Annotated in this window: 14 protein-coding genes; 8 read left to right on the top strand and 6 right to left on the bottom strand. The window is 58.5% G+C overall.

Features of this window, described 5'->3' with window-relative positions; all coding sequences use genetic code 11:
• Window positions 1-62 precede the first annotated feature (62 nt).
• Window positions 63-350 (bottom strand): YggT family protein, encoded by a 288-nt coding sequence (locus tag ACJ5NV_RS07855; RefSeq protein WP_411643095.1) that lies wholly within the window; start codon window positions 348-350, stop codon window positions 63-65.
• 143 nt (window positions 351-493) lie between these two features.
• On the opposite strand from ACJ5NV_RS07855, the gene ACJ5NV_RS07850 reads away from it, so the two are divergent.
• The 6 genes from ACJ5NV_RS07850 to arfB all read left to right on the top strand — a co-directional run bounded on the left by ACJ5NV_RS07850 (window position 494) and on the right by arfB (window position 5,818).
• Entirely contained in the window at window positions 494-1,039 is a 546-nt protein-coding gene (locus ACJ5NV_RS07850) for an acyl-CoA thioesterase (protein WP_411643094.1), read from the top strand.
• Window positions 1,040-1,150: 111 nt separating this feature from the next.
• Window positions 1,151-2,536 (top strand): MFS transporter, encoded by a 1,386-nt coding sequence (locus ACJ5NV_RS07845; protein ID WP_411643093.1) that lies wholly within the window; start codon window positions 1,151-1,153, stop codon window positions 2,534-2,536.
• Entirely contained in the window at window positions 2,515-3,426 is a 912-nt protein-coding gene (gene mepA, locus ACJ5NV_RS07840) for a penicillin-insensitive murein endopeptidase (RefSeq protein WP_411643092.1), read from the top strand. The genes ACJ5NV_RS07845 and mepA overlap by 22 nt, the downstream gene beginning before the upstream one ends.
• Window positions 3,427-4,278: an esterase-like activity of phytase family protein gene (locus ACJ5NV_RS07835; RefSeq protein WP_411643091.1), complete on the top strand. Its 852-nt coding sequence runs from the start codon at window positions 3,427-3,429 to the stop codon at window positions 4,276-4,278.
• A gap of 79 nt (window positions 4,279-4,357) precedes the next feature.
• Window positions 4,358-4,987 (top strand): queuosine precursor transporter, encoded by a 630-nt coding sequence (locus ACJ5NV_RS07830; RefSeq protein ID WP_411643090.1) that lies wholly within the window; start codon window positions 4,358-4,360, stop codon window positions 4,985-4,987.
• A gap of 411 nt (window positions 4,988-5,398) precedes the next feature.
• On the top strand, window positions 5,399-5,818 hold the full coding sequence (gene arfB, locus ACJ5NV_RS07825) for an alternative ribosome rescue aminoacyl-tRNA hydrolase ArfB (protein ID WP_411643089.1): 420 nt from the start codon (window positions 5,399-5,401) through the stop codon (window positions 5,816-5,818).
• Between the two features lie 30 nt (window positions 5,819-5,848).
• Here the strand turns inward: arfB and ACJ5NV_RS07820 are convergent, their stop codons facing one another.
• From ACJ5NV_RS07820 to pncB, 3 genes are read right to left on the bottom strand one after another with little or no spacing between them, the layout of a single operon-like run.
• Complete coding sequence (locus tag ACJ5NV_RS07820; protein ID WP_411643088.1) at window positions 5,849-6,127, bottom strand: STAS-like domain-containing protein; 279 nt, start codon at window positions 6,125-6,127, stop codon at window positions 5,849-5,851.
• A complete protein-coding gene (locus tag ACJ5NV_RS07815; RefSeq protein WP_411643087.1) occupies window positions 6,118-7,002 on the bottom strand; it encodes an ATP-binding protein in 885 nt (294 codons plus the stop codon). Before ACJ5NV_RS07815 ends, ACJ5NV_RS07820 begins: the two co-directional genes overlap by 10 nt.
• 40 nt (window positions 7,003-7,042) lie before the next feature.
• Window positions 7,043-8,335, bottom strand: coding sequence for a nicotinate phosphoribosyltransferase (pncB, locus tag ACJ5NV_RS07810; RefSeq protein ID WP_411643086.1), 1,293 nt, complete (start codon window positions 8,333-8,335; stop codon window positions 7,043-7,045).
• Window positions 8,336-8,520: 185 nt separating this feature from the next.
• On the opposite strand from pncB, the gene ACJ5NV_RS07805 reads away from it, so the two are divergent.
• The gene (locus ACJ5NV_RS07805; RefSeq protein ID WP_411643085.1) at window positions 8,521-9,120 is read left to right on the top strand and encodes a hypothetical protein; all 600 of its coding nucleotides are present in this window, start codon (window positions 8,521-8,523) and stop codon (window positions 9,118-9,120) included.
• Between the two features lie 25 nt (window positions 9,121-9,145).
• Window positions 9,146-9,997, top strand: a complete 852-nt coding sequence (locus ACJ5NV_RS07800) for a DMT family transporter (RefSeq protein ID WP_411643136.1) — start codon at window positions 9,146-9,148, stop codon at window positions 9,995-9,997.
• 50 nt (window positions 9,998-10,047) lie between these two features.
• Here ACJ5NV_RS07800 and pncA read toward each other — a convergent pair whose 3' ends face one another.
• Together pncA and ACJ5NV_RS07790 are read right to left on the bottom strand one after the other, a co-directional pair.
• Window positions 10,048-10,641 carry a bifunctional nicotinamidase/pyrazinamidase gene (pncA, locus tag ACJ5NV_RS07795; protein WP_411643084.1) on the bottom strand — a complete coding sequence of 198 codons (594 nt, stop codon included), beginning with the start codon at window positions 10,639-10,641 and terminating at the stop codon, window positions 10,048-10,050.
• On the bottom strand, window positions 10,616-11,170 hold the full coding sequence (locus ACJ5NV_RS07790; RefSeq protein ID WP_411643083.1) for a P-loop NTPase family protein: 555 nt from the start codon (window positions 11,168-11,170) through the stop codon (window positions 10,616-10,618). Before ACJ5NV_RS07790 ends, pncA begins: the two co-directional genes overlap by 26 nt.
• Window positions 11,171-11,177: the final 7 nt, after the last annotated feature.

The raw sequence follows: 11,177 nt of genomic DNA, 5'->3' as shown, positions 1-11,177 counted from the left end.
AGGAATTCACCCAGACGCGCAAGCACTCGCTGCCGCGCACAGGGCGAATGCGCGGAAAGCCGTCACACAAAGGCACCGGCATTATTCACAATCAGGATGCGCAGGATCTGGATACCAAGCAGCACGATGATTGGGGAAATGTCGATCCCGCCCAGATCAGGCATAATCCGTCGGATCGGTCTGTATACCGGCTCTAGAATACGCTGAAGCGTGTACCAAACCTGACCCACGAATTCCTGCCGCACGTTGAGCACTTCGAACCGGATCAGCCAGCTCATGATGAAATGAGCGATGACAAAGAACCACAGCACATCAAGCAGCAGCAGCAGAATTTGAATGACGGATACCATGATGACCGGGCCCTTTGCGTCTGGTTTTCCATCAGGTAAGCGGTTGCGCCCTGTCGGACAAGCCTTCCCTTGCCGCAAAGTTAAAGTTGACGCGCACGTCAATCTGCATCATGGCCGCCGGGGAATTGCAGGAAAGAGCCCAGATGTACCCGTTGATCCGTCTTGCCAAGGAATTTGCGTTGCACCGCAAAGCCGGGGAACTGCCCACGCTTGGCACCCATGTGTCACATCACCGGTGCTGGCCGCAGGATATCGACCTGTTCATGGAAATGAACAATGGGCGCATCCTGACCATCCTTGATCTGGGGCGTACAACTCTGGCGCACCGGGTGGGCTTGCTGCGCACCCTGCGGGCAAATGGGTGGGGGCTAACCATGGCAGGCGTATCGGTCCGCTATCGCAAACGCATCCGCCCCTTTGTAAAATTCCGAACGGTCAGCAAAGCGGTGGGCTGGGATCAGCGGTTTTTCTATCTCGATCAGTCGATCTGGATCGGGGATGAATGCGCGGTGCAGGCGCTTTACCGGTCGGCGGTCACCGACAAATCCGGGATCGTTGTGCCGCAACGGGTCTTTGATGCCATCGGATACACGGGCGAGGCACCGACCCTGCCGGACTGGGTGCAGCGCTGGATTGACGCCGACGCCACCCGCCCGTGGCCCCCGACAGACGACGGCAATGGGGTGTAACCTCGTCCCGGACAACCGATCCGGGACCTCTGCCCACACGTAAAGGTTAACACTTGCCACCGGCCCGCATTGCAGTGTTTGATCCGCCCAAGCATAATCAAGGGCAGGGTCATGACGGCGAACAAGAAACGCATCTGGGGATGGATGGCATTCGATTGGGCCTCGCAGCCCTATTACACGCTCGGCCTGACCTTCATCTTCGGACCTTATTTCGCCTCGGTCGCCACAGCCTATCTGCTGGGAACCGGCCTAGATGACGACACCGCTCGCGCGCAGGCACAGTCGATCTGGTCTACGGGGCAGGTCTTTGCCGGGCTGTTTATCGCCTTTACCGCACCATTCCTTGGGGCCTATGCGGACCATTCAGGGCGGAAAATCCCATGGATCGCGCTGTTTTCGGTTATCTACGTCATCGCCGCCGCATCGCTTTGGGGCATGATGCCTGATAGCGAGGCGGTCTGGTTCTACATGGCGGTCTTCTTTATCGGCTTCGTCGCCGCCGAGTCCGCGCTGAATTTCATCAACGCCATCCTACCCAGCCTCGGCAATGAAAAAGAGGTCGGGCGCATCTCTGGCTCTGGTGCGGCCTTTGGCTATTGGGGCGGGGTGACGGCACTTGTGATTATCCTGCTGCTCTTTGCTGAAAACGGTAACAGCGGCCGGACCCTGATCGGGCGCGCGCCGCTTTTCGGTCTGAACCCGGACCAGATGGAAGGCACACGCGCCACAGGGCCGTTCATCGCCCTCTGGTACGCGGTTTTCATGATCCCCTTCTTTATGTGGGTCCGTGATCCGGCCCCCGCGCAGCAAGGCAAGGTCCGGTTGGGCGCGGTCGCTCGTGATCTGGGGCGGCATCTGAAAGGCGTCGCAAAGCGGAAAAGCCTGCGGAACTTTCTGCTGGCCTCCATGCTCTACCGGGACGGGGTGAATGCGCTTTATGCCTATGGGGGTATCTATGCTGCGCTGGTGCTGGATTGGTCGATCACGAATATCGGAATATTCGGTGTTGTCGCGGCAATCTTTGCCGCCATCGTCACGTGGGCGGGCGGGCTGGCCGATGCCCGTTTTGGCCCGAAGCCGGTCATCATCACAGCACTCTGGGCGATGATCGGCGTTTCAGTCGTGATCGTCGGCATGTCGCGCACAGCGCTCTTCGGGATACCATTGGAAGCAGAATCAACGCTGCCCGACACGATCTTTTTCATCTGTGGGGCAATCATCGGCGGGGCTGGCGGGGCGGTTTACGCGGCGTCGCGTTCGCTGATGGTGCGCCATAGCCATCCCGACCGCCCGGCCGAGGCGTTCGGCCTGTTTGCATTGTCAGGCAAGGCCACGGCCTTTCTTGCGCCTGCGCTCATCGCGCTTGCTTCTTATCTGACGGGGAGCGTGCAACTGGGCTATGCGCCTGTTCTTCTTCTTTTCATCGGCGGACTTTTGCTGCTACGGTGGGTCAACAAAGACGGAGATCGCGCAGAATGGTCCGCTTCATTGCAATAATCACCCTCGCCTTCGGCCTAGCCGCTTGCCAAGCAGACGAGTCTAGCCCGCCACCCGCGCCGCAGGTCTCATCGCAGAGCATTAGTGATCTGCGCCTTGCCAAGCCGCTTTTTGGTGCGATGGCACGCGGGTCGGCGCAGCAGCCGCAGTCCTTTGGTGCCTATGCCAAAGGCTGCCAAGCTGGCGCGCAGCAACTCCCCGAAACCGGCCCCACCTGGCAGGCCATGCGCCTGTCGCGCAACCGTAACTGGGCGCAACCGGAAACGATTGGATTTATTCAGGATCTCAGCCGTTTTGCCGCGACCCAACCCGGCTGGGAAGGCCTGTATGTCGGCGATCTAAGCCAGCCGCGCGGCGGGCCGATGCTGACCGGCCATGCCAGCCACCAGACGGGTCTGGACGCGGATATCTGGATGCTGCCCCCGGATCGACTGGACCTGAGCGTGCAAGAGCGCGAGCAGATCTCCTCAATCTCGATGCGCCGTAACGCCGGGGCTTACACCAATGATAGCTGGACACCGCAGCATATGGAAATTCTGCGCGCAGCAGGTTCCGATCCGCGCGTAGCCCGTATCTTTGTCTTTCCCGGCGCCAAAGTGGCCATGTGCAATGCCGAAACCGGTGACCGGACATGGCTGAATAAAATCCGGCCTTGGTGGGGACATCACTATCATTTCCACGTGCGGTTGAACTGCCCCGAAGGCGCTGTTGGCTGTACTGACCAGGCCCCGCCCCCTGCTGGCGATGGCTGTGCGGATGCGCAACAATGGGTGAACAATATCCTGAACCCGCCACCCCCGGACCCGAATGCACCGCCACCCCGCCCGCGTGCGGAAATCACGATGGCGACCCTGCCGGGCCAATGCCTGAATGTGCTGAACTCACAATAAGTGCGTCACCTTCTCTGCCTGATCGCGCTGCTCTGCGGCGCACCTGCGCTGGCCGATGCCGTGCTGATCGGGGCTTACACATGGAAACATGATGACCCGCGTTTTGGCGGGTTTTCCGCGATCACCCTCTCGCCCAACGGAACGGGGTTTCTCGCGCTCAGTGATCGGGGCAATCTTTTCGGCGGCGTATTTCAGCGGCAGGATGGGGTGATCACTGGCGTGACGTCCGGGGCGATGGTTCCGCTGCGCGGTCCCGATGGTGCCGCACTTGGTCACCCTGACAACGATAGCGAAGGCTTGGCCATCGCGCCCGATGGGACGATTTATGTCTCTTTCGAGTGGGATCACGGGCTGCGCCGCTTTCCCGGCATTGATCAACCCGGAACAGATCTGATCACCGCGCCTGCCTTTGCGACAATGCAGCCCAACGCATCACTGGAAGCATTGGCGATTGACGCAGATGGGACCCTTTATACCTTGCCCGAGCGGTCAGGCTGGATGAGCACACCTTTCCCGGTATATCGACTACGGCAGGGCATCTGGGATCAGCCCTTTGCCATTCCGCGTCGCGGCCCATTCCTGATCGTCGGTGCCGACATCGGACCGGACGATCAGCTGTATCTATTAGAACGGGATTTCACCGGACTTGGATTCCGGACCCGCGTGCGCCGCTTTGCCATGGATGGCACGGGTGAGGAAACATTGCTCGAAACCCGTAGTCGCCTGCATGACAATCTGGAAGGGATCAGTGTCTGGCAGGATGCGGACGGGCTGCGGCTGACCATGATCTCGGACGATAATTTCAAGTTCTTCCAGCGCACGGAAATCGTGGAATACAGATTGACGGACTAGGCACGAGGCGTTACTGCGCGCTGTCCCCGGCGGATCGGGGACCAAGTGCCGCACCCTTGTCAAAACGGAATACAGCATCATGACACGTATCCTTCCCGGCGTTATCGCCATGGCCGCCATCGTTGTGGCGTCGAATATCCTTGTACAATTTTTGATCCTAGACGGTCTGTTGACCTGGGGCGCGTTCACCTATCCGCTGGCCTTTCTGGTCACCGACGTGATGAACCGGATCTATGGCCCCGCCGCCGCGCGCAAAGTGGTGTTTGCCGGTCTGGTCGCCGGAATCATCTGTAGCCTCATTGGCTCGCAGATCATGCTGGAGTTCGGGCCCGCCGTGCCGATCCGGGTCGCGATTGCATCCGCAACAGCATTTCTAGTGGCGCAGCTTTTAGACATCGTGGTGTTCAACCGGTTCCGCGGCGGCGCGTGGTGGCAAGCGCCACTGGCAAGCACGATTGTCGGGTCTGTCGTGGACACGGCAATTTTCTTCACCATTGCCTTCGCCGGTTTTTTCAACAGTTTCAGTAGCTTCGCCGCAGAGCAGATCATCTGGGCGCAAGACATGGTCCCCTTCCTGAACACCGGCCCCACGGTCCCTCTTTGGGTGTCGTTGGCGGTGGCGGATTGGGGGGTGAAGGTTTTTGTGGCTTTGATTGCGCTGATTCCGTTCCGCCTGATTGTTAGGCATCGGCTGCAACCCGCCATATAATCGCTATGAATGGTATAATTTTACTTGAAATATACCAAATCTGTGCGAACCTTCTTGTAGGCGAAACATATTGAAAGGAGGTGATCCAGTGCATCATGAGGTATTGGAGAAGTGTGTCGGGACAACTTATGGGGGTCGCAGCTGAGGCAGCCCTTGGCTGAGAAGACCATAAGGTGGGCAACCTAACCGACCCGCCTCCGTAATTCAGGAAAGGGCCATCCCATCGCCGGGGTGGCCCTTTTTCGTTATCGATGGCCAATTGCTACAATTTTCAGCATGCGGAATTACGTCGGATATGCGTCGGACTTCCATCGGTCCGCACGGCACGGTGGCTTTGGTGAGTGTTAATAGTTTGTTGAGGTCCCGGATAAGTGTCGGCAAAATGCTGGCCCCCTACGCACGGTGCAGGCTGTGACAATTAACGACCGGATCACCATCGCCGATTGGGAGCTGACCGAAAACTCCACCCGCGCGTCCGGACCCGGCGGGCAGAATGTGAACAAGGTGTCCACGGCGGTGGAGCTGCGGTTCGAGGCCGAACGCTCGCCGCACCTGCCCGACCCGGTGAAACGGCGGCTGCGGCGGCTGGCAGGGCGGCGCTGGACCACGGACGGGGCGCTGGTGATCTTTGTGCAAGACACCCGCAGCCAGGCCCGCAACCACGAGATCGCGTGGGACAGGCTGGCCGATCTGATCCGGACAGCCACGGTCACCCCCAAGCGCCGGATAACGACGAAACCGACCTATGGGTCGGTCAAACGGCGGTTGAAAGGGAAGAAGGTGCGCGGAGAAGTGAAGGCGTTGCGGGGGGCAGTCGATCCGGACACGTAGGGTGTGTGCTTTGCACGCACCCACCGAATATTAGGCTGCAATCTTCGTCATGCGCTCCCGAAGAAGGCTTCCAATTTGATTATTGACACCCTTAATCACCAGTAACGACCGGACATGATCATAGCCAAAATCATCTATAAGCTGAACGACGGAAGAATTGACAAACGAAGAGGTAACGTTCGAGATCCCTGAGAAATCGAGAGTGACCTTAGTGCCCGCCTTAAGACACGAGGAGACATGTTTATAGATCACGATACCTTGATCATTCGTATCGCAGCCATTGACCAAATTTTTGACGCTTACCACCATTCGAAGTCTCCGCCATTTTCCTCTTCAAATTCAATCACATCAGTCTGTATGTTGAACTCAATCATTGTTCCCGGGCAGAACCCTTGAACAACATATGGCACAACTGTTAAAGAATTTCCACTTTTTCGGAACGTCACCGCACCTTCACGTGAACGAACGGTTAGCGCACCACCAAGGTGTTCAAGCACATTTTGCCTCAGGTAGTATAGTCCCTGACCCCGGTTCTGTGGTGTGCTCCGTGATGAAAAACCCTCATCAAATGAACGAATGATCGCTTCGCTGTCCGACAGGTGAGGCTCAATTCTTCGGACGGTTTCCGGGATACCTTGCCCAAAGTCTGCAATGACGATTTGCAGATTCTTCTTTTGTGGGTACCATTGAGCAAAGACACTACCAACGTCGAAAGCGCTATGATCATTGATGTTGTTGAACAACTCAGACATGCAGGTCTGAAACTCAGCCAACCCAGACATTGGAACGCCTGATATCTCGCTCAACCAAGGCGCAAAGATATTATGTATCCACGCATGACAATCCTTATGGCGCAACTCAATGAGCGGCTGAGTGGTGACGCGAGGGGCACTATGCTGCGATAGCTTTTCTCGAAGGTGCTGTTGAAAGAACAACGAGTCGTCTAAGAATTTGATGCACTCTTTGTTCGTATCCATACCAGAATAACTTACCTCACAACCCTGACGCAGCAGGAAACGTGTCAAGTTGCTTAAAAAGACGACGCCCGAAGGAAACGCAAAATTCATTCTTGAAAAATCGAATTCAACAGCGTCCGGCACAGACTCAAAGGTTCCAAAATTCTCTTTAATGAAGAGAAAAAGTCTATCGGCCTCAAATTGTCTCGGGAGCTGAACAGTAATCATTACTTATCCTTTAGATTGATTTTCAATAATTAAAAACAACCTAAACCACAACCTCCATCCCAACCTGCTCGCCGACCCCGAACACCCGCTTATACCTCGCGATCTCGTCCTCCGGTCCCATCGCCTTGTTGGGGTTGTCGCTCAGCTTGACCGTGGGTCGCCCCTCGGCGCTGACCGCTTTGCAGACCAGTGAGAATGGCACCAGTGCTTCGTTCTGCGTCAGCCCTTTGAAATCGTTCGTCAGCATGGTCCCCCAGCCGAAGCTGACCCGCACCCGTCCGGCGAATTGCTTTTGCAGCTCGATGATCTTGTCCACGTCCAGCCCGTCAGAGAAGATGACCAGTTTTTCCCGCGGATCCTCCCCCCGTGATTTCCACCAGTTGATCGCGTTTTCCGCCCCTGTTGCCGGGTCGCCGCTGTCGATCCTGATCCCGGTCCATCCCGCCAGCCAGTCCGGTGCCCCGTCCAGAAACCCTTTGGTTCCATAGGTGTCGGGCAGGATGATCCGCAGGTTCCCTTCATGCTCTTCATGCCAATCGGCCAGCACGTCATAGGGCGCTTGTCGCAGTGCCGCGTCACTGTCAGCCAGCGCGGCGTAGACCATGGGCAGTTCGTGGGCGTTTGTCCCGATCGCCTCCATATCCCGGTTCTTGGCGATCAGGCAGTTGGAGGTCCCGGCGAACCGTTCCCCCAGCCCTTCGGTCATCGCCTGCACGCACCAGTCCTGCCAGAGGAAGGAATGCCGCCGCCGTGTCCCGAAATCGGCCAGCCGCAGGTTGTCGATGGGCCGCAGCTTTTCGACTTTTTCCCAGAGTTTCGTCATCGCCCGCGCGTAGAGCACTTGCAATTCGAACCGCCCCATGTCCCGCAGCGCCGCCCGCCCCCGCAGTTCCATCAGCACCGCCAGCGCCGGGATTTCCCAGAGCATGACCTCTGGCCAGTTACCTTCGAAGGTCAGTTCGTACTGCCCGTCATGCTTTTCCAGGTGATAGGGCGGCAGCCGCAGGTTTTCGAACCATTCCATAAAGGCCGGGGTGAACATTTGTCGTTTGCCGTAGAAGGTGTTCCCCCGCAGCCATGTGCTTTCCCCCCGTGTGAGCGAGAGCGACCGGATATGGTCAAGCTGTTCGCGCAGTTCCCCTTCGTCGATCAGGTCGGCCAGACGGATCGATTTGCTGCGGTTGATCAGCGAAAAGGTGACCTGCGTGTCGGGGTGGTTGCGGAACACCGACTGGCACATAAGCAGTTTGTAGAAATCCGTGTCGATGAGCGACCGCACAATTGGGTCGATCTTCCATTTGTGGTTCCAGACGCGTGTGGCGATATCGACCATAGGGTCCCCCCGTTTTGCCGCACCGTTAGACCAAGCGTGTGCGGCGGAGGCAAGCCCTGCTGGCCCGCTCCCCCGGCGCGATTTGGCCGGTTCGCGAAGCATCGGTTGCATTTTCCCCAAAGTTGCGGTGATCTGACCTGCGTATAGGGAGAGGGGAATGCCCGGATGTCATTGATCACGCGCGCATGGGACATATTGCCGGAAAGGTGCCGCTGATGCCGCTACAGTATGATTTTGATATTGCCGCCGTGCCCGGCACCGCCCCAGTCGCCATGTGGCGCGATCCGGAAGTGCTGGCCGCCTTGCGCCGCGCCGATCCGGTTGTGCAGAAATATTTCCGCGATTCAGGCTTTGGCGCGGCCACCTATGACAGCGGTGCCCCGTCCGGTCGTTATCCCGAAGCGGATGAAGAGCCCCGCGCGGATATTATCGGCAAGCTGACCACTAATGTGCATCACGTGGATGTCGAAGGCCTGAACTGGGGCGGTTTCGATCTGCGTGCGTTTCTGGGTTATCTGGGAACGGCAGAACCGATTGCCGCATCCCAGATGCCTGCCCCGCCCAAGCGAGAGCCGCGCCCTGTCACCCCTGTGGCTGAAGCGCGGGTGTCCCAGCCCGAAACGTCGCCTACCGTCAGTGTGACGGATAACGGTGAGGCGTTTGAATTCGACGAGGATGACATCATGCGGGCGATGCAGCCGTCCCGCGCAAAAGGTTTGGCGATGGTTGGTCTGGCCTTGGGGGTAATCCTGATCGGGGTTGCCGCTTTGATGGCGCTGGATTGATTTGACATCCCGCCCCCCTGCGCCGATGGGTCGCTATTCCGTGCAGGTCGTCGGCATGGTTGTGGTGGCGATGTTTTTTATCGTCGGTGGCGATGCCGCGGCGACCGTGCTGACCGGTGCAGGATTTCCGCAGACATTTGTGGCCTGGACCCGCTTTGCACTGGCGGCTGTTCTGTTGTTGCCCTTTTCAGGGCTGAAACGGACGGAGCTGCCGTTGATGTTGGATTGGCGCCTGGCCCTGCGCGCGGGGCTGATCGTGGGCGGGATTCTGTGCATCCTGACCGCCCTGAAGACAGAGCCGATGGCCAATGTGTTTGGCGGTTTCTTTGTAGGCCCGGTGGTGTCTTATTTTCTGTCGGCATTGCTGTTGGGGGAGCGGATCAGCGTCGCCCGCACCCTGCTGCTACTTGTCAGTTTTCTGGGCGTCTTGCTGGTTGTCCGCCCCGGCTTTGGCATGACGGCGGGCATGGGCTTTGCCATATTGGCGGGTTGTTTTCACGGGTGTTATCTGGTGGCGACCCGCTGGCTGGCAGGTGAATTTCGCCCCCGTTTTCTGCTGTTGTCGCAATTGCTGATCGGGGCGGTTTTGTTGCTGCCCTTTGCGTTTCAATCGGTGCCGGCACTGACGTGGCCAGTGCTGGGGATGATCACGGTATCTGCTTTGGGGTCCGCTGCGGGAAACCTGCTGTTGGTTTTGGTCAATCGCACAACGCCCGCCGGGGTGATTGCGCCGCTGATCTATAGTCAGTTGCTGGCGGCAATGATCATCGGTCTGCTGGTGTTTGGCCAATGGCCCGATCAGTTGAGCCTTGTCGGGTTGATCGTCATCATGCTGGCAGGCGCGTCGTCAGTCTGGTTCGCGGGGCGGGGACGTTGATGGGGGCGCCAACTGAGGTCCCGGATCGGGTCCGGGACTGCGTTGCACTGCTATTTGAGCACGACGCCCGCATCCATCATTTCTTTCGTCGCGGCGGCCAGTGATCCATTAAAATCAATGGCTCGGCACAGATCGGTCTGCACGGTCACATCGAACCCAAGCCGTGCCGCATCTACGGCAGAGTAGTTGACGCAGAAATCCGTCGCCAGTCCGACCAGCGTCAGCGTAGCGATCCCCCGTGTCCGCAGGTAGCCTTCCAGCCCGGTTGGCGTTGTTTTGTCGTTTTCGAAAAACGCGGAGTAGCTGTCGATGGCCGGGTTATAGCCTTTGCGGATGATCATGTCGGCCCGGTCCACAGTCAGGTTCGGATGGAACTGCGCCCCAACCGAACCCTGGATGCAATGATCCGGCCAGAGCACCTGCGGCCCGTAGGGCATCTCTGCCATGCTCATCGGGTCGGCACCGTGACTGGAGGCGAAAGAGCTGTGCCCCGCCGGGTGCCAGTCTTGCGTCAGGATCACCGCCGCATAGTCATTCATCGCCGCATTGATGCCGGGCACAATGTCGTCACCCCCCGCCACGGCCAGCGCACCGCCGGGGCAGAAGTCGTTCTGAACATCAATCACAAGCAGGGCATGGGTCATTGGCGGGCTCCTTTGTTTTGGGCAGGTTAGCAATGAACTGCCGTACCTGCGAGCGGCTTTGTAGATGGTAGACGGTCAGGTGGCCGGGCTGATCGGCAATCCGTGCAAGTTTGATCCGCGACGCATGGCGTGTGCGCCAGATCCACCGCCAGAAGGGCAAGGTTTCCGCGTGGAAGCCTTCGGGGCAATCGGGTGCCATGTCCGGTCGGGTTTTGCCGTAGTCTCGCAGGGTGCGCCAGATCACCCGAGCAAAGCGCAGGCCAACCGGCAGGTCCAGCCAAATGAACGTATCTGCGTGGGCCACCCGGTCCGCATATGTCCGTGAATGGCCGCCTTCGAAAATCCAGGATTCGCGCCGATGGATGTCGCAGCTCATCCTGTCTTTATCCTCTGTTGGACGAGGCACCCAGCCTGCGGCGTAATGGATATGGTCCATGTGATAGACAGGCAGCCCTGTCCGTTCGCCCAAAATCCGGGCGAGCGTGCTCTTGCCGGAGCCCGGCCCGCCACAGATCATCACGCGTTGCATAAGGATT

The sequence above is a fragment of the Loktanella agnita genome (assembly GCF_046640325.1).
GTDB classification, from domain to species: Bacteria; Pseudomonadota; Alphaproteobacteria; order Rhodobacterales; family Rhodobacteraceae; genus Yoonia; species Yoonia agnita.
This window is presented reverse-complemented; position numbering and strand designations above follow the sequence as displayed.